Annotated in this window: 16 protein-coding genes and 2 pseudogenes; 14 read left to right on the top strand and 4 right to left on the bottom strand. The window is 35.8% G+C overall.

What is annotated here, in order from left to right; translation table 11 throughout:
• Positions 1-253: 253 nt before the first annotated feature.
• From J3D55_RS08640 to J3D55_RS08630, 3 genes are all read left to right on the top strand, one after another.
• Complete coding sequence (locus J3D55_RS08640; protein WP_259130399.1) at positions 254-550, top strand: GIY-YIG nuclease family protein; 297 nt, start codon at positions 254-256, stop codon at positions 548-550.
• A 285-nt stretch (positions 551-835) separates the two neighbouring features.
• Positions 836-1,843 (top strand): SDR family NAD(P)-dependent oxidoreductase, encoded by a 1,008-nt coding sequence (locus tag J3D55_RS08635; RefSeq protein WP_259130398.1) that lies wholly within the window; start codon positions 836-838, stop codon positions 1,841-1,843.
• 39 nt (positions 1,844-1,882) lie between these two features.
• On the top strand, positions 1,883-2,689 hold the full coding sequence (locus tag J3D55_RS08630) for a helix-turn-helix domain-containing protein (RefSeq protein WP_259130397.1): 807 nt from the start codon (positions 1,883-1,885) through the stop codon (positions 2,687-2,689).
• Between the two features lie 175 nt (positions 2,690-2,864).
• On the opposite strand, the gene J3D55_RS08625 is transcribed toward J3D55_RS08630, so the two are convergent.
• The gene (locus tag J3D55_RS08625; RefSeq protein WP_259130395.1) at positions 2,865-4,028 is read right to left on the bottom strand and encodes a THUMP domain-containing class I SAM-dependent RNA methyltransferase; all 1,164 of its coding nucleotides are present in this window, start codon (positions 4,026-4,028) and stop codon (positions 2,865-2,867) included.
• Positions 4,029-4,151: 123 nt separating this feature from the next.
• Here J3D55_RS08625 and J3D55_RS08620 point away from each other — a divergent pair, with 123 nt between their 5' ends.
• Positions 4,152-4,877: an SAM-dependent methyltransferase gene (locus tag J3D55_RS08620; RefSeq protein ID WP_310466875.1), complete on the top strand. Its 726-nt coding sequence runs from the start codon at positions 4,152-4,154 to the stop codon at positions 4,875-4,877.
• A 2-nt stretch (positions 4,878-4,879) separates the two neighbouring features.
• Complete coding sequence (locus J3D55_RS08615) at positions 4,880-5,605, top strand: ZIP family metal transporter (protein ID WP_259135065.1); 726 nt, start codon at positions 4,880-4,882, stop codon at positions 5,603-5,605.
• A gap of 565 nt (positions 5,606-6,170) precedes the next feature.
• Here the strand turns inward: J3D55_RS08615 and J3D55_RS08610 are convergent.
• Positions 6,171-7,550: an OmpP1/FadL family transporter gene (locus tag J3D55_RS08610; RefSeq protein ID WP_259130394.1), complete on the bottom strand. Its 1,380-nt coding sequence runs from the start codon at positions 7,548-7,550 to the stop codon at positions 6,171-6,173.
• 54 nt (positions 7,551-7,604) lie between these two features.
• Positions 7,605-8,663 carry a prolyl-tRNA synthetase gene (locus tag J3D55_RS08605; RefSeq protein ID WP_259130391.1) on the bottom strand — a complete coding sequence of 353 codons (1,059 nt, stop codon included), beginning with the start codon at positions 8,661-8,663 and terminating at the stop codon, positions 7,605-7,607.
• Positions 8,664-8,840: 177 nt separating this feature from the next.
• Between J3D55_RS08605 and proS the strand changes: the two are divergent.
• The 9 genes and pseudogenes from proS (at position 8,841) to J3D55_RS08560 (ending at position 18,468) form a co-directional block, all read left to right on the top strand.
• Positions 8,841-10,317 (top strand): annotated as a pseudogene (gene proS, locus J3D55_RS08600) (proline--tRNA ligase).
• 127 nt (positions 10,318-10,444) lie between these two features.
• Positions 10,445-10,678 (top strand): DUF937 domain-containing protein, encoded by a 234-nt coding sequence (locus J3D55_RS08595; RefSeq protein ID WP_259130390.1) that lies wholly within the window; start codon positions 10,445-10,447, stop codon positions 10,676-10,678.
• 22 nt (positions 10,679-10,700) lie between these two features.
• On the top strand, positions 10,701-11,735 hold the full coding sequence (locus J3D55_RS08590; RefSeq protein WP_259130388.1) for an OmpA family protein: 1,035 nt from the start codon (positions 10,701-10,703) through the stop codon (positions 11,733-11,735).
• 111 nt (positions 11,736-11,846) lie between these two features.
• A complete protein-coding gene (locus tag J3D55_RS08585; protein WP_259130386.1) occupies positions 11,847-13,181 on the top strand; it encodes an Nramp family divalent metal transporter in 1,335 nt (444 codons plus the stop codon).
• Between the two features lie 379 nt (positions 13,182-13,560).
• Positions 13,561-14,514 carry an IS110 family RNA-guided transposase gene (locus J3D55_RS08580; RefSeq protein ID WP_259130207.1) on the top strand — a complete coding sequence of 318 codons (954 nt, stop codon included), beginning with the start codon at positions 13,561-13,563 and terminating at the stop codon, positions 14,512-14,514.
• 480 nt (positions 14,515-14,994) lie between these two features.
• Positions 14,995-15,531: a nucleotide exchange factor GrpE gene (locus J3D55_RS08575; RefSeq protein WP_259130385.1), complete on the top strand. Its 537-nt coding sequence runs from the start codon at positions 14,995-14,997 to the stop codon at positions 15,529-15,531.
• 78 nt (positions 15,532-15,609) lie between these two features.
• Positions 15,610-16,729, top strand: a pseudogene (gene dnaJ, locus J3D55_RS08570) (molecular chaperone DnaJ).
• Between the two features lie 99 nt (positions 16,730-16,828).
• The gene (locus J3D55_RS08565; RefSeq protein ID WP_259130382.1) at positions 16,829-17,179 is read left to right on the top strand and encodes a prevent-host-death protein; all 351 of its coding nucleotides are present in this window, start codon (positions 16,829-16,831) and stop codon (positions 17,177-17,179) included.
• Between the two features lie 272 nt (positions 17,180-17,451).
• Positions 17,452-18,468 (top strand): glycoside hydrolase family 43 protein, encoded by a 1,017-nt coding sequence (locus J3D55_RS08560; protein ID WP_259130378.1) that lies wholly within the window; start codon positions 17,452-17,454, stop codon positions 18,466-18,468.
• Between the two features lie 85 nt (positions 18,469-18,553).
• Here the strand turns inward: J3D55_RS08560 and J3D55_RS08555 are convergent, their stop codons facing one another.
• Positions 18,554-19,453, bottom strand: a complete 900-nt coding sequence (locus J3D55_RS08555; RefSeq protein WP_259130375.1) for a DUF808 family protein — start codon at positions 19,451-19,453, stop codon at positions 18,554-18,556.
• Positions 19,454-19,490: the final 37 nt, after the last annotated feature.

The following is a 19,490-nucleotide window of genomic DNA, read 5'->3' as shown; positions in this document are numbered from 1 at the left end:
CTTGTTTGCTATAATTAAACGGAAAGAATAATAAAATAATATTTTGAATGTCAGTTTTTATTTACATTCTGTCAGGCTGAGGTTCTCGAAGCCCTATTACGAAATCCTTCGAGAGCTTCAGGATGACAATGCTAATACTACATGTTTGATTTTATAAAATTCAATAGGTCAAAACTATACGTTCTGTCAGGCTGAGGTTCTCGAAGCCCTATTTCAAAAAAATCACTATTTTTAAAAGTACAAAAAGCACAACATGAAACAATACTACGTTTACATTCTTAAATGTTCCGACAATTCCTATTACACAGGCGTTACAAACAATATTGAGCAAAGATTACAATATCACGAACAAGGTATCAATCCCGATTCTTATACCTATACAAGAAGACCAGTTCAATTAGTTTTTCATACAGAATTTAATGATATTAATCAGGCAATAGCTTTTGAAAAACAAGTAAAAGGCTGGAGTAGAAAAAAGAAAGAAGCCATTATTAATGATGAGTGGGAAAAGCTACCTAATCTTTCTAAAAGAAGAACTCCTAATAAATAGATCCTTCGAGAGCCTCAGGATGACAATGCTAATACTACATGTTTGATTTTATAAAATTCAATAGGTCAAAACTATACGCTCTGTCAGGCTGAGGTTCTCGAAGCCTTATCGCAAAATCCTTCGAGAGCCTCAGGATGACAACGCTAATACTACATGTTTGGCTTTGTAAAATTGATGATTAATTCAAAATGAAACTTTAAACAAAACAAATTGACATTTTAAACAAAATCTAAAACTTATTCCCATCATAACTTTGTCTCAACAAAATTTTAAAACAATTTAAAAATGAGACTTAATAATTTACAACAACCGATTAATTCAGGATTTAATGCACAATCAACCGCTCAAGATGTAATTAACGGAATTGATCTTTCGGGGAAAATTGCAATCGTAACAGGTGGTTATGCCGGAATTGGCTTAGAAACGACAAAAATTCTTGCTTCTGCGGGTGCAACTGTGATCGTTCCAGCGAGAGATCTTGAAAAAGCAAAGAAAAATCTTGACGGAATTGAAAATATCGAAATTGAAAAACTGGATTTAATTGATCCTAAATCCATTGATGCTTTTGCTGAAAAATTCATTTCTTCCGGCAGAAAATTAGATTTATTAATCAACAACGCAGGAATCATGTGGGTTCCATTGCGAAGAGACAGCCGCGGAATTGAATCACAATTGGCAACCAATTATTTGGGACAGTTTCACCTTACCGCAAAATTATGGGAAGCTTTGAAAAAAACTGACGGAGCGAGAATCATTAATGTGTCTTCTTACGGACATCAGATGTCGCCTTTCGATTTTGAAGATCCGAATTTTGAAAACAGAGAATATCAGACTTTATTGGGTTACGGACAATCGAAAACAGCGAGTAATTTATTTGCAGTTGCTTTGGACGAAAGGGCAAAAAAATTCAATGTGAGAGCTTATTCTCTGCATCCGGGTTCTGTTTATGGGACAGATTTAGGAAGAGAAGAACCGATTGATCTGTATATTCAGATGGGAACTCACGACGAAAATGGAAAAATAAAACCTGAAGTGGAAGCCAAATTAAAAACCATTCCGCAAGGTACTGCGACAACGGTTTGGTGCGCAACAAGTCCGCTTCTTGAAAATATCGGCGGTGTTTATTGTGAAAACTGTGATATTGCAGAAATCGATAACGGACAAATCGAGCACAGATATGATGAACCTTCGACAATCAGAGGAGTTCAGTCTTATTCTATCGATCACGAAAATGCGGAAAGACTTTGGAAATTGAGCGAAGAAATGATCGGTATAAAATTTACCGCAGAGTAATTTGTTTTGACTACATTTATTCCTGAAAATAAGTTAAAAATGGATTTTCATTTTAAATATATCACGCCCGACATCAAACTTTCAACGTATGATGACAAACTTTTCAAGACAGAAACGGTTTTTGAATTTCATATGCTGGTTTGGTTTATTTCCGGAGAAACGAAAATTATTCAGGCTGATAAATCTTATCTTTTTAAAGCCGGTGATATTTTTCTGATTCCGAGAAATCATTTGGCGACGATCATTAATTATCCAAAAGACGGACTTCCGCATAAAGCCGTTGTGATGCATCTTACGAAAGAATTTTTGAAAGATTTTTATTCCCATATTGAAATTAAGAACCAACACATTCGTGAAGAAGTAAAAATTCGCAGTTTCGACAAACATCCGTTATTGGAAAGCTGTCTTGCTTCATTGATTCCCTATTTTGATATGAAAGATTCTTTTCCGGAAAACATTGCCGCTTTAAAAATCACCGAAGCCATCAGTATTTTAAGGGAAATTGATAAAAATATAGATTCCCTTCTTGCTGATTTTGATGAGCCCGGAAAAATTGATCTCATTAATTTTATGGAGAAAAATTATATGTTTAATATGTCTCTGGAAAGATTCGGATATTTGACGGGGAGAAGTTTATCCACTTTTAACAGAGATTTCAGGAAAATTTTTCAGACGACACCTCAACGTTGGCTTACCCAAAAACGTTTGGAATTGGCTTATTATCATTTAATTGAAAAGAATAAAAAACCATCAGATGTTTTTATGGAAGTCGGTTTTGAAGATCTTTCGCATTTTTCTTTTGCTTTTAAAAAGCAGTATGGTTTTGCGCCGTCGTTGGTGAGATAAAATAAAAAAGAGACTTTCATTTGAATAGTCTATTTTATTTCTTTCTTCTTTTAGATCCAGTAAATACAAAATCTATTAAATCAAGAATAAGGTCTATAAAATCAAAAGCATTCCAAGACATAAATTCAGTTTTAACAAAAATAAAAAACCTTCCGTAAAAAGGAAGGTTTCAATATTATTTTTCTTCTAATTTATGAAGTTTCTTCGTTCCCTCGTACATTTCATACTGTAGGAATCTCGTTTCCAGTTTTCCGTTGAAAAGTTTGATTTTTCTTGACGGACGAAGACCTATTTTCTTCACCGCTTCCAAGTCAGATGAAATTAGCCAAGCCAAAGTATTTGGATAATGCGTTTTGAAGGTATCTCCTATTTTCTTATAAAAATCGTCATCGTTAATAGAAATTCTCTCGTCGTAAGGTGGGTTGAAAACCATTAATAACGGGAAAAGTTCCTTTTTAGAATCAAAGAAATCTTGTCTTGTTACTTCGATTACGTCTTCCATTTCTGCAGCTTCGATATTCGCTCTTGCAGCATTCAGCATTTTTCCGTCGATATCGTACCCAACAATTTTCCCGGTAAATTCTCTTACACGATTGATTCTGACTTCTCTAATTGTTTTAAATAAATCAGCATCATAATTTTTCCAGTTCTGGAAAGCAAATCCTCTTCTGAAAGTCTGTGCAGGAAGATCAAGAGCAATCATCGCTGCTTCGATCAAAATTGTTCCCGAACCGCACATTGGATCAAGGAAATTCCCTTTTCCGTCCCAACCTGCCAATTGAAGCATTCCGCTTGCCAAAACCTCGTTGATCGGTGCTTCACCCTGCTCTCTTCTGTAGCCTCTTTTAAACAAAGCATCACCCGAAGAATCCAAAGATATGGTCACCAATTCTCTGTCGATATGAAGGTGGAATTTGATGTCCGGATATTTAGTCTCTACATTCGGACGTCTTTTAAATTTATCCTGAAAATAATCAACAATAGCGTCTTTCATTTTCAACGTCACGAATTGTGAATGTTTGAAAGTTTCAGAATTCACCGTTGCATCAATCGCAAAAGACTGGTCAACATCCATGAACTGCTCCCATTCCATCTTAAAAAGTTTGTCGTAAAACTGATGTTGATTGAATGCTTTGAACTCATGAATCGGAACTAAAATTTTTAAAGCCGTTCTTGCAGAATAATTGATTTTATACAAAAAGCCCAAATCGCCTTCACAATTTACCGCCCTATTTTTAACTTCAACATTTCTTCCGCCCAATTTTTTGATCTCTTCAGCCAAAATTTGTTCTAATCCGAAGAATGTTTTTATCTGAATTTGTATATTTTCTATGTTCATAATGCAAAAATAACAATTTTAGTTGTTGGTTGTCAGTTTATAGTTGATAGAAATCACTATAACTGATAAAAACCATCGACTAACAACGATGAACTATCAATCAAAAAACACTATTTTTGCACCATGGAATGGTTTGAATCTTGGTTTGATACCCCTTATTATCATTTACTTTATAACAACAGAGACTATACAGAAGCGGAAAACTTCATTACAAAACTGACTGCAGATTTGCAGCTTCCGCCGAACTCTAAAATTATCGACCTTGCTTGCGGAAAAGGAAGACATTCTGTTTTTCTTAATAAATTAGGGTATGACGTTTTAGGTCTTGATCTTTCAAGACAGAGTATAGAATTCGACAAACAGTTTGAAAATCAAACGTTACTTTTCGATGTTCATGACATGAGAAACCCGATTGACGCTGATCCTATGGATGCTGTTTTCAATTTGTTTACAAGTTTTGGATATTTCGATAATGAAAATGATGATAAAAAAGTTTTTCAATCGGTTTTCAATGCTTTAAAACCGGGAGGATTTTTTGTTCTGGATTATCTTAATGAAGAATATGTAAGAAAAAATATCGTTCCTGAATCTTTTGTGAAAAGAGGTGATATCGAATTTAAGATCTGCAAAAAAATCGAAGGAAGGCATATCGTAAAGGACATTCAATTCGAAGCCGACGGAAAAGCTTACCATTTCTTTGAAAAAGTAAAACTTCATACCTTGGAAGCCATTAATTCTTATGCAACAGATTGTGGTTTTGAAAGGGTGAAAATCTGGGGAGATTATCAATTAAATGAGTTTAATAGAGAAACTGCTCTTCGTTGCATTAATTTATTTAAGAAAAAATAATGATAACAGTACTTTTACTGATCTTAAGTGTCATTACAGGAGTATTTCTGGGGAAACATTTCGGTAAAAAAGAAAAGCTGGCGAAAAATTTATTGATTCTAAGTGCCGGATTTCTGATTACGATTTGTCTTAATGAGGTATTTCCGCAGGTTTATACTTCCGAAATCGGCAGTAATCTGGGAATTTTCGTCATTGGCGGAGTTTTACTTCAAATGATTTTAGAAGCTTTGACTAAAGGTTTCGAACACGGACACTTTCATCATCACAGCGAGCACAATATTCTTCCTGCTGCTTTAATGGTGGGACTTTTCATTCACGCATTTATCGAAGGAATTCCTTTGGCAAATGAAGAACATGAGCTTTCACCGTATCTTTTGGGGATTGTATTTCACAACCTTCCGATTTCGTTTATTTTGGGAGCGTTTTTATTTAACAGAAAGGAAGGCTCAAAATCAAACTCTTATCCTTCTTTATTAATTGTAGCTTTATTTGCTTTGGCTTCACCAATGGGAATGTTGTTGGGTAATTATTTCAATCCTGACTTACAGCCTTATTTTCTGGCGATTGTCGGAGGAATTTTCTTACACATTTCTTCTGTGATTATTTTTGAAAGCAACAAGAATCACAATATCGACTGGGTAAAAATCGGGTTGGTGATTTTAGGCGTTTCTTTAGCATTAATTATGCATCTTTTCCACAGCCATTCTCCTGTGGGACATCATCATTAATGTGTAGAGTCTTTTTAAAACTTTCGTATTAAAGATAATTTTTAACATTAAGAGCCTGTTTAAATTTTATATCATAAACTTTTGTAACTCTTGTTTGAAATATGATTTTTATATTTTCTTGAAACTGAAAGTTGTATCAAAACACTTAAGGTCTCTTTCAAAAGGAATTTGTTATTCTTTTTAACGCAAAGATTATATTTAGACTCCGCATTATTTTAGAAGGCAAAGGCAAATAAATTTGCTTCGCGAAGCGTGAAAACAACACTTCATCAAATCAACTTGTTGATTCATCTTTGCTCACTTCAATTAAGTAATATTGAATTAAAGCTTTGCGTTAAAAAAAATTAGGAGTGTTTTTTTTAAAATTTTTGAATCAAATTTAAACAGGCTCTAAGATTTTAAGCTTTTTAAGTATAAATTCTTACTATTTATATAGAATAAACTTCGTTTATTTAGATTAAGAAAATTTAAACAAAATCTTACTTTAAAATCATAAAAAATAAAAGCTCCGAATTAAAATTAATTCGGAGCCTTCATTTAATCACTCATTTCACATTGGGGAAAATTAGAATTTCCAGCCCACTGTAAGAAAGAAGTTGTTTCTGATATTCTTCACATCTGAAACTACATAAGCATCGCTTGAGATCAGACGTGTGGGTGAATAATATCCTGCTTCATAATTACCGTCAACCACACCATATAATAACGGGTTGCTGTATTTTGAAGTTATATTTTGATAAGATGCATCTATATAGAATGACTTGAAATCATATCCAACACCGAATGATAAAGCATTTCTGTCACTTAAAATTAAGTTGTTGTAAGATTGGTTATCTTCTACATCTCCGTTATTGGCATATCTGCTAATTGATAAAGCATCAAAAGGACTTGAAGCATAAGAATAACCACCTCTCAATCTGAATTGCTTAATTCTATACTCTGCTCCTACTTTTACTTCTGATAAATTTTTAGCATTGTCTTTAAAGAAATCATTCAGTTCAGTTTCTGCATCTCCGTAGACTTTATACTTAGGTTTTGTTAATCCAAGGGTATAGTCAACATTTAAAGAGAAGCTTTTGCTGGCAATGAAAGCCGCACTCACAGTCGCTTTAAGCGGAGAAGTCAGCTTTCTGTTTTCAGTTGCATAATCATCTCCATAAATAGGATCATTGTAGAAGTTGTAGCTTCTGTCGATGTTCCAAAAAGTCGGAGTTTCTAATGCTCCTCCCACTCTAAAGTTAGGACTTAATTTCCCGATAACTCCTAATGAAGCGGAGAAACCGTTTCCTCTTTCATAAAAAGGTGTATTTTGCTTGCTGAAAGTCTCTGAACCTCCACCAGACAAAGAATTGAAGATAGCCGTATCCGACTGATCAATTGATGAATTAAGGAAATTTAATCCCGCACCGATGTATAAATTATTGTTATAATTCGCTCCAACACCTACACTCGTTTTAGATAAATATCCGTATCTGTCATATGCATGCCTCCCGAAAGAAGAACTGTTGGTTGCGTCAAAATCGTAAACAAGATTACTGTTTCCTGGAGTTTCAACGTAATTTTCAATAGACTGATTCGAGTAATTTATCCCAATATTAACAAATTTCCAAGCACTTTCAGTCATTAGCTGGAAAGTCATTACTCCACTAAGATTTCCAAGATCTCCTTTGTTAATCGTATATCCCGTAGACGATCCTGCATACGAAGATGTATTCTTATTATTTGAAATCAACAATGTTCCTGAAACCTCTCCTGAAATTGCTACCCCCAAACCTGCAGGGTTAGTCAATAAAGAATTGGCATCTCCTCCCAAAGCTCCGTTGGAACCTCCCATTGCATTAAACTTGGCAGAACCTACATTGGGAGCATTAGAATAAACATCTATAGTATTTCTTATCACAGAAACATCTTGAGCCTGCGCAAAAAATGCTGCAGAAATACTCATTATTGCTAAAGATTTTTTTAACATTATTTTTTTGAATAGTTATTAATTTGAAAATTATCTACCACCTCTGAAGCCGCCGCCTCCACCGCCGCCGGATCTAAATCCACCGCCGCCGCTGTTTCCTCCACCGAAGCCACCGCCTCCAGATCTGAAGCCACCTCCACTATTGGAGTTGTTGTAGCTTCCGCTGTTGTTTCTGAAACCTCCGTCATTTCTCGGCTGAGATTGTTGTGGATAATTATTGTTTGGTCTTGGCTGACTTCCTTGGTTACGGAATCCACCTTGAGGTCTTGTTCCGTTTTGATTTCTGAAACCTCCATTAGAATTTCCTTGTCTGAAACCACCGTTGTTAGATCCTCTGAAACCGCCATTCGTAGTATTTCCATTTCGGAATCCACCAGAATTGGTACTGTTTCTTCTGAAACCTCCTGAATTCAAACCATATTTGTTGGCAAATCCTCCGTTGTAAGAATTAAATCCTCTTCCGTTGGCTCCGCTTCTTCTGTAATTGTAATGATTACCACCCCAATATCCGCCGCCATAATAGCCTCCGTATCCCCAATAAGGATAACCGTAGCCATAATAGCCGCCACCGTAGCCCCAATATGGATTATATCCTCCCCAGTAAGGTGAATATCCCCAACCCATATTCCAGCCGCCGCCCCAACCCCATGAGCCACCCCATGAAAGTCCAAGACCCCAACCGTAGCCGCCGTAGCCACCACCGTAACCCCAATATGGGTTATAGCCGCCGTAATAACCGCCCCAACCCCAAGAGTTGTCGTAGTAATTAGTTTGGTTTCCGGCATAATTTCCCCAGTCGGAATCAGTTGCTGTAGAATTTGCATTCCAAGCATAATCATTCCAGGCATCATATCTGCCTTCTCTGGAATTGTCTTCAGCGTTTTGAACAACGTTTGAATCGTCTTGATAGTAATCGTAGTTCTCTCCCACCCTGTTTCCTCTATCATTGATGATCACTCCCTCAGGAAGCGTATCTTTATTAGGGTCGTAGTAAACGCCATCTGTCTCGCTGTATCCGCCCATTTGAGCGCCGCAAGACACAAGTAATAATCCGCCAGATATTGCTAAAATCCCTTTAGACTTTAACATACCAAGCAAATTTTTATGTATATTTCTTTTCATGATAACGTAAAGATTTTTAATTTAAATTATATTTGCAATCTGTACCAAAAATGTACCAAAACACGGGTAATAAAATCTATCAAAAATAGATTTTATTTTTTAGATAACAATAATAGCAAAAAGTTAAAAAAATAAAAAAAAATAATGGCAAAATTAACCTCAAGAAGCGAAGATTACAGCAAATGGTATAATGAGTTGGTTGTAAAAGCCGATTTAGCTGAAAACTCAGGAGTAAGAGGATGCATGGTTATCAAACCATATGGCTATGCAATCTGGGAAAAAATGCGTGATGAAATGGATAAAAAATTCAAAGAGACGGGTCACGTTAATGCTTATTTTCCGCTTTTTGTACCCAAAAGCTTGTTTGAGGCTGAAGAAAAAAATGCTGCGGGCTTTGCAAAAGAATGTGCTGTTGTTACCCATTACAGATTAAAAACCGATCCTAATAATCCTTCAAAATTAATCGTTGATCCGGATGCAAAATTGGAAGAAGAGCTAATCGTTCGTCCAACATCAGAAGCAATTATCTGGAGTACGTATAAAAACTGGATTCAATCTTACAGAGATTTACCTATATTAATTAACCAGTGGGCAAACGTTGTACGTTGGGAAATGAGAACCCGTTTATTCTTAAGAACAGCAGAGTTTCTTATGGCAGGAAGGTCACACAGCTCACGCTACAAAAGATGAAGCAGTAGAAGAAGCTGAAAAAATGAACAAAGTATATGCAGATTTTGCAGAAAACTTTATGGCAATGCCAGTTGTTCAAGGGGTAAAAACACCATCTGAAAGATTTGCAGGAGCTGACGAAACATATTGTATCGAAGCATTAATGCAGGACGGAAAAGCATTACAGGCAGGAACTTCTCACTTCTTAGGACAGAATTTCGCGAAAGCTTTTGATGTAAAATTCACGAACAAAGAAGGTAAAATCGAGCACGCTTGGGCGACATCTTGGGGAACTTCAACCCGTTTGATGGGAGCTTTAATTATGACTCACTCAGATGATTTCGGATTGGTACTGCCTCCTACTTTGGCGCCAATTCAGGTGGTGATTGTTCCTATTTTCAAAGGAGAAGAGCAATTGGAGCAGATCAGTGAAGTCGCGTTAGATATTCAGGCTAAATTGAGAGCTAAAGGAATTTCTGTGAAATTTGATAACGATACTCATAACAAACCGGGCTGGAAGTTTGCTGAATACGAACTGAAAGGTGTTCCTTTAAGAATCGCGATGGGACCAAGAGATTTAGAAAACAAATCTGTGGAGATCGCAAGGAGAGATAATTTAACAAAAGAAGTTCGCTCTATTGACGGTTTAGATTCTTACATCGAAGAATTATTAAAAACGATTCAACAAGATCTGTATACTAAAGCTGTCAATTTCAGAAAAGACAACATCTCAAAAGTTGACACTTATGAAGAGTTTAAAAAAGTTTTAGAAGAAAAAGGTGGATTCATCTATGCACATTGGGACGGAACGGAAGAAGAAGAAGAGCAGATTAAGGAAGAAACCAAAGCAACAATCAGATGTATTCCTTCGGATGATGATATCGAAGAAGGTGTTTCTTTAATCTCAGGAAAACCATCTAAGAGACGAGTTTTATTCGCAAAAGCATATTAAAACTTAACATAATAAATTATTGAATCTTTAAAAATCCATGTGATTTTTAAAGATTTTTTTTTGAATTGATACATTTGGACAGATTTTTGATTAAATTTATCTCACATTAATCTCAAAATAATATATTATGTCTTTAAACGTTATTGATTTAATTAAAGGACAATTAGGTCCCGCTTTAGTATCTCAAGCTTCATCACAGCTTGGCGAAAGTGAATCAGGAATTTCAAAAGCAATCAGTGGTTTGTTACCTGCTGTTTTAGGCGGATTGGCAAACAATTCTGATAATCCGGGTGTTTTGGATGCCATTACGAATGCCTCATCGAGTGGAATTTTAGGGAATTTATTAGGAGGTTTCTTCTAATAATTCGATTATTTCTACGCTATTGTCTTCAATTTTTGGCGACAAGCTGAGTGGATTAGTAAATACCATCGCCTCTTACGCAGGAATCAGCAACAATTCTTCAAGTTCTTTATTGAATTTGGTGACAGGAGCTACGGTAGGATCGATAGGAAAATATGCTACTGATAATAATTTAGACAAATCCGGAATTTCAAATTTATTGAGTGACCAAAAAGGAATTGTTTCTACATTATTACCTGCAGGACTTTCTTTAGCAACTTTAAATATCGGAGATTGGGCTAAAGGATACAAGTTTGATAACGACAACGACACGATAAAAACAACTCCTTCGGAAGAACCCAAAATTGAGGTTACGAGAAGTACAACATCTACAGGAACTTTTCCTGAAAAAAATAATGAAGGCGGAGGTTCGATCTGGAAATGGTTGCTTCCGCTTTTGCTTTTAATTGCTGCAGGATATTTCCTTTGGAAGCAATATGAGAAAAAGCAAACGACCACTACGACAACAATGACGGATTCAGGGCAAGTGGTGACAGACACAGCCAATGTAACTAGACCAACTGTTCTAGCAACAGTTTCACAAGTTGATGAAAATATTGACTTAAATGGAGTTGCATTAAAAGGTTACAAAGGCGGAATGGAAGATCAAATGATCACTTTCTTAAAATCCGACGGTTATAAAAATGCTAAAGACGATGCCGCTTTGAAAACTACTTGGTATAACTTTGACCATGTAAATTTTAAAATTAATAGTTCTAATGAACTGGAAGCAGGTTCTGAAGGACAATTACAGAATTTAGTCGCTATTTTAAAAGCCTATCCTGAAGCGAAAGTAAAAATCGGAGGATATACTGATAAAACAGGTGATGAAGCTAAAAACTTAAAATTGTCTGCTGAAAGAGCAAACTTCATCAAAACTTGGTTAGACAAGCAAGGTGTAGGTTCGCAAGTTGCCGGAGCTGACGGATATGGAAGCGAGTTTGCAACAGTTGATGCTAAAGCATCTAATGATGAAAGAGCAATTGACAGAAAAATGTCTGTAAGATTCGCAAAATAATCTTAAAACATACAATAATGAAATCCCGGAAAATATTTTCCGGGATTTTTTCATCTATAATTTTCTTAATTTCATTTATTTAATTACATTTGTTAGTCATTTCTAACATTTATGAATCTGAATTTAAAATCCGCTTGGCGAAAAGATAAAACATCACACTCTTTATCAGAAGTTTATGCTTCTGTAAAAGTTCCGAAAAATGGTAGTTTCTGGAGAAAATATCTGGCTTTTGCAGGTCCCGGATTAATGGTTGCCGTAGGATATATGGATCCCGGAAACTGGGCGACGGATATTGCCGGAGGTGCACAATTCGGGTATACTCTACTTTCCGTGATTTTGATTTCGAATATTTTTGCTATGGTTTTACAGCATTTGTCTGTAAAATTGGGCGTTGTTGCAGAAAGAGATTTGGCTCAGGCTTGTAGAGATCATTTTGGTCCGAAAACCAATTTTATGCTTTGGGTTTTCTGTGAAATTGCCATTGCAGCCTGCGATCTTGCTGAAGTCATCGGTTCTGCGATCGCTTTAAACTTACTTTTCCATATTCCGTTGACTTGGGGAATTGTAATTACTACGGTTGATGTTTTATTTATTCTTTTGCTTCAGTCAAAAGGTTTCCGCTGGATCGAAAGTATTGTCGGTGGTCTTATTTTCATTATTCTTGCCTGTTTCGTTTATGAATTAATTATTTCCCAACCTGCCATCAATGAGCTTTTAGGTGGGTTAGTTCCACAAAAAGAAGTTATTCAGAATCCTGCGATGCTTTATATTGCGATTGGGATTTTAGGCGCAACGGTGATGCCTCATAACTTATATTTACACAGCAGTATCGTTCAGACGAGAGATTACGATCGCGACAGAGAAGGTAAAAAAGAAGCCATAAAGTTCGCGACGTTAGACAGTACGGTTTCTCTGATGTTGGCATTTTTTATTAATGCTGCCATTTTAATTCTCGCTGCAGCTACTTTCCATGTAACCGGAAATAAACACGTTGCAGACATTCACGATGCGTATAAAATGTTAACGCCAATTTTGGGCGCGTCGATGGCAAGTATTGTTTTTGCGATTGCTTTATTGGCATCCGGTCAAAATTCTACATTAACAGGAACTCTTGCCGGACAAATCGTAATGGAAGGCTTCTTAAACATCAGATTAAAACCTTGGCTAAGACGTTTAATTACAAGATTAATTGCCGTGATTCCTGCTTTAATTGTTGCTATTCTTTATGGTGAAGAAGGCACGACAGAATTATTGGTGTTGAGCCAGGTTATTCTATCGATGCAATTGAGTTTTGCGGTTGTTCCGTTGGTGATGTTTACGAGCGATAAAGCAAAAATGGGAGAATTTGTCAACAAACCGATCATGAAAATATCTGTTTGGATTATTTCTTTTGTTATCATTATTCTAAACCTTTATTTGTTGTATCAGACGTTTTTTGGAAATTAATAATTTTTAGCAATCTCAATTATTACCCATTAGAAATTACTCATTTTTTTGGAGCTATTTCCCGCTTTCCGTTGCAATCTTTTTTTTCAAAAAAGGATTTTCTCTACAATCGGGGCTAGGATTTTTGTCGTTCTCTCAACATTTCGAAACAACCGCAAAGTTTGTCATCCTATGTTTGCAAAGTAATAACTTTAATGAATAAACAAAGAGAAGTTAGGGTAAAGAAAAAAGCTACAAATTGTCATTAGTCTCACAGACAGAACGGAATGTAAGTTCCTTTACCCTTTGCTACAAAAGCTTGAACAGATCATTAGGTTATAAAGCCTGCATTCAGGATAGATAAGCTAATGTAGTATTTCTTCTCGGTAAAAAATATTGTATGTGTAAATTTATAGGAATTGACATTAGTAAACAAACATTTGATGTGGGTTTTTTAGAAAATAAAATCTGGAAGCATTACGTTTTTGAGAACAATGTTTCAGGATTTAAGAAATTATTAAAACTTATAAAGCCGGAAGACTGGGTTGTAATGGAAGCTTCGGGAAGTTACTATCTTCCTTTGGCAGAGTTTTTATCCAAAATGGGAATGCAGATATCTGTGATGAATCCTTTGGTGATCAAGCGATTTTCCCAGACCAATCTTTATCGGGCAAAAACGGACAAGAAAGATGCCCAGACCATTGCGGAATATGCAGAAAAATATGAATTGAGGAAGTGGAATCCGGCGAGTGAAAACGCCAATAAACTCCGCCAATTGTATAGTCGGAAAGAAATGCTCATAAAACAGGTTCATCAGAATCAAAGACAGTTGGAAGCCTTTGGTTCTAGTGGATTTTTGGACAAATTTTTGAGAATGGAGATCAATAATTCCATCAAATATTTGGAAAATAAGATATTAAAACTGGAGAAGGAAATGGACAGACTCTCGATGGAGGAATATTCTGAAACGATGGAAAATCTACAGACTATTCCGGGAGTAGGAAAACAAACAGCGATGATGATGTGTCTGATTACAGACAATTTTGAGAAATTCGAACATTACAAGCAGCTGATTGCCTTTGTGGGATTCAGTCCCAGGATCTATCAAAGCGGAACAAGCGTAAAAGGAAGAGGCCATATCTGCAAAATGGGTAATGCTCAAATCAGAAAACTGCTTTATTTATGTAGTTGGAGTGCAAAAAGATGGAATGCCAAATGTAAGGAAATGTATGAACGTCTAAAAGCAAAAGGCAAACCCGAGCGTGTTATAAAAATAGCCATCGCCAACAAACTGATAAAACAGATATTTGCCATTGGAAAAAGCAAAGAAAAATATCAGACAGATTTCTGCTAAATAACTTGCATATTAACACAGATCATTCCGTAGGAATCTCAACAATGATTTTCACAATTCAATCTCTACAAAACGAGCCTAGATTCCTCTGGAATGACAAACTTGATGGATAATAAGAATGTGAATTTATTTCTTAATTTAAAAGATTGCTTTACTTCGACAAACTCAGTATAAACCTACTATCGCTCCTCTCAACGAACTAAATTTCAACAATATTTCAACAGCATTATTTCCTAGCCCAGATAGAAACGGTTACCCCACAGCAAGCGAAGGAAAATGCGGCTGTGCGAGGAGTATGAGTGGATAGCTGGAAATAGCTCCAAAAAAAACTATCAAATAGCGGATCATCAAATAAAGAATTAAAAAATCCGAAAAATTGACCGTTTCCTTTTCTCCATTCACCTTAGTTTCTGCCTAAATGTCACGGTTTTTTCCTTTGGCAGAATCTTTGTCAATAAAAAGGAAAATAAAGATTGAAATATGGAAAATCAGGATATCAACGAAGAAAGCATCAATAATCAACAAGATACAAATATCCAGAACGAAGCAACAATTGAAGAAAATGTGACAGCTCAACCTACTGCTGAGGAACTTTTGGCAGAAGAAAAAGACCGTTACATCAGATTGTACGCTGAGTTTGAAAATTATAAAAAGAGAACTTCAAAAGAAAAAATGGAATTCTTCCAGTATGCTAATCAGGATATGATGGTTTCTATGCTTGGTGTTTTAGATGATTTTGAAAGAGCGATTAAAGAGATTGCTAAAAACGGAAATCCTGCCGATCTACAAGGGGTAGAATTAATTTACAATAAATTCAAAAATAAATTAACCGAAAAAGGATTGAAAATAATGGAAGTAAGAGCCGGAGACGGTTTTAATGTAGATTTCCATGAAGCGATTACTCAAATTCCTGCTCCATCAGAAGATTTGAAAGGGAAAATCGTAGACGTAATCGAAACAGGATATACTTTGGGTGATAAAGTGATCCGTTTTGCAAAAGTAGTTACCGGTAATTAATATTAATAAATGATAAATGCTGTGAGCAATAGCTTTAGGCAACAGGCTTCATTTATCAATAATCAATTATAAAAAGACATGTCAAAAAGAGATTATTACGAGGTTCTTGAGATCAGCAAATCTGCCTCAGCCGACGAAATAAAGAAAGCATACCGTAAAATGGCGATCAAATTTCACCCAGATAAAAATCCGGGAGATAAGGAAGCCGAGGAAAGCTTTAAAGAAGCTGCAGAAGCTTACGAGGTTCTAAGTGACGAGCAAAAACGTGCAAGATACGACCAGTTCGGTCATGCAGGAATGAGCGGAAACGGTGGATACGGCGGCGGCGGTTTCGGTGGCGGAATGAACATGGAAGATATTTTCAGCCAGTTTGGAGATATTTTCGGCGGTGGCGGTTTCGGAGGATTTGGTGGCGGCGGCGGTCGTCAGCAAGTGAAAGGTTCTAATTTAAGAATCAGAATCAGGCTGAACCTTGAAGAAATGGTAAACGGTACTCAGAAAACCATCAAAGTTAAAAAGATGAAGATGGCAGAAGGTGCTACTTCAAAAACGTGTCCTACTTGTGGCGGTTTCTGGTGTTCAAATGAAAGTAATGAACACGATGTTTGGTCAAATGCAGACTCAGACAACTTGTGGAACTTGTCAGGGAATCGGGAAAGTTGCCGATAAAATTCCGGCTGGAGCGAATGCTCAAGGTCTGGTAAAAGATGAAGAGGAAATCACGATCAATATTCCTGCAGGTGCAAGAGACGGCATCCAGCTGAATGTACGAGGAAAAGGTAACGATGCTCCTTTTGGCGGAATTCCGGGCGATCTATTGGTGATCGTGGAAGAAGAAGTCGATCAAGTAATTAAAAGAGAAGGTGATAATCTTCACCAGGAATTATATATTTCATACGCAGAAGCGGCTTTAGGAACAAAAAAAGAAGTTCCGACGGTAGGTGGAAAAGTAAAAATCACTATTGACACAGGAACTCAATCCGGAAAAATCTTAAGATTGGCAGGGAAAGGTCTTCCAAGTATCGATAGCTATGGCAAAGGTGACATGTTCATTCACATTAATGTTTGGACGCCACAAAAGCTTACGAAAGAACAAAAAGACTTCTTCGAAAAACAGATGTCCAGCGGAGAAATGGTTGCAGAACCCTCCGGAAAGGAAAAGACTTTCTTCGATAAAGTGAAAGATTTATTCAACTAAAATCGTAAAAGAGGCTTTTTTAAAGTCTCTTTTTTAAGTTAAGAATAATCTTTTTTTATTAAATTTGAATATATATATTTTCTTCATTACACATTTCTCATGAACTATAAGCTTCAACTCCGTACACCAGAATCTAGTAATAACCTTGTTTTCAATACAATTTATTTTGATGCTTTCAAAGTTAATATCGTCGAAAGATATTTTGGTCTTATGCCGAAATCATGTGAGGTTGTATTTAAAGTAAGAACTTTAGACGACCAAATCATCCAAAGAAAAGACGGGAATGTCAAAATTAAAATTAAAGACGGCGATCTTGACATCTATAAAAGATTATTAAAAGTTTTAGAATCTTACGAATACAAAAATCAACTCATCAACAGAAATGAGGCAGAACAGGATTTTGTTCATTTTATTGTAAGACTGGTCATTATGAATTATCAATTAAACTAAAAAAATTATATTTTCGTAGATAATAAATCTGTTGAAAATTTTCGATTCTTTTTGTTGGAAATCACAAGACGCAACGTTTTTTGTTTTATCCCACTTTTAAGGCGCAAGAAAATCGAAGATTTTCAGCAAACATTTTACAATAAAAACGGTAGAAATTTTATCATAGATAAAATCCTTGCGTCTTAAAACATTGTATAAATAGTATGTTGCGCCTTTGCGATTTCCAACTATCAAAATAAAAGTTAAGCCTAATAATTACGAAAATTCGTTCCATGAAATACTCTGTGATCTTTTTATTATTCAGTGCAATCGGTTACGCACAAGAAAGTCCGAAATATTTATTTAACGATTTGTATTTTGCAGATCCTTCAGTGCATGTTTTTAATAAAAAAATCTATATCTATCCTTCTCATGATATTAAAACAGAAGTAATTGATCCTGCGAATGGCGGACATTACGATATGAAAGATTATCATGTTTTGTCATTGGATAATATGCAGCAGGAAAAAGCAAAAGATCTTGGGATTGCATTAAAGCTGGGAGATATTCCTTGGGCGGAAAAACAACTTTGGGCTCCTGACTGCGTCGAAAAAAATGGTAAATATTATCTTTATTTTCCGGCAAAAGACAAAGAAGGAAACTTTAAAATCGGAGTCGCAGTTTCCAATCAGCCTGAAGGTCCTTTCAAATCTGAAAAAAATCCGATTAAAGGAAGTTACAGCATTGATCCTGCGGTTTTAGCCGATAATGACAAATATTATATTTATTTCGGTGGCTTAAAAGGCGGTCAATTAGAAAAATATAGAAATAATAAGCTTTTAGCAGACTCCAAAGAACCAAATAAAGAAGAAAATGCATTGTCTCCAAAAATTGCTCTTTTAAGTAAAAATATGCTTGAATTTGCAGAAGAGCCGAAAGATATTCAGATTTTGGATGAAAAGGGAAACCTGTTGAAAGCCGGAGATCATGACCGCAGATTTTTCGAAGGAGTCTGGATTCACAAGTACAACAGCAAATATTATCTTTCCTACTCCACCGGAGATACGCATAAAATCGTTTATGCAATCGGTAGTACACCTTACGGACCATTTACTTTTCAAGGTGAAATTTTGAGTCCGGTTGTTGGATGGACAACGCATCACAGCATTGTTGAGATCGATAATAAGTGGTATTTATTTTATCACGACAGTCAACCTTCCGGTGGACAAAATAACCTGAGAAGCATCAAAGTAAGAGAACTTTTCTACGATAAAAATGGTTTGATTAAAGCCATGAACGGGAAAGATTAATGTATTCTAAAACTTTATAGTAAACATAAAAAATCTCGGTTTCAATTCCTGAAACCGAGATTTTTATTTATTATTTATCAATATTCTATTTACGTTTAGCCAAAGAAATGATTCCTTTTCCCATGGTGAAAAGGGCAACTGCAACCAATCCGCCTGCAAGTCCAAGGATAATTTCTTTTAAAATAGTAAGAATTTCATTCGACGACCAAGATGGTAACACATGATGAAAATATTCTACTCTATGCGCAAAAATACCACCGGCAACCATAATCAAAGCAATTGTACCAATCACTCCCAAAGCTTTAATAACAATAGGTAAAGCCTTTACCAATAAATGACCAAGCTTACCGAAAAACCCTTTATCATTGCTTTTTTTGATTAATTTAAATCCTGCATCATCCATTCTTACAATAAGCGCAACAATTCCGTAAACGCCTACAGTCGCAATAAATGCAACCAAACTAGTCACCAAAATCTGCGTAATAAAAGGATGACTTTCTTCCAATACCGTTCCCAAAGCAATAATTACAATCTCAATCGATAAAATAAAATCTGTAGTAATTGCCGATTTCACCTTTGCTTTTTCTAGGTCTTCAGCACTTTTCTCATCTTCTACAATTTCTTCTACCACTTCATGACCTTCTTTGTCACGGTGAAAAAGAAACTCTATAATTTTTTCAACCCCTTCAAAAGCCAGATACAATCCTCCCAGAATCAATACATAATTAATTGCCGGAGCATACAACCAGTTGAGTAAAAAAACAATAGGCAGAATAATCAATTTGTTGATGAATGAGCCTTTTGTGATCGCCCACAATACAGGAATTTCCCTAGAAGAAAGGAAACCTGTTGCTTTTTCAGCATTTACAGCCAAATCGTCGCCCAGAATTCCTGCCGTTTTTTGAGTTGCTATTTTACTCGTAACCGCCACATCATCCATCAAAGCCGCAATATCGTCCAAAATCGCAAAAAAACCAGATGCCATAAATTTTTAATGTTTTTTTAATAATTGTTAAAGAGCA

It is taken from the genome of Chryseobacterium ginsenosidimutans, assembly GCF_024807225.1.
Taxonomy (GTDB): Bacteria; Bacteroidota; Bacteroidia; order Flavobacteriales; family Weeksellaceae; genus Chryseobacterium; species Chryseobacterium ginsenosidimutans.
This window is presented reverse-complemented; position numbering and strand designations above follow the sequence as displayed.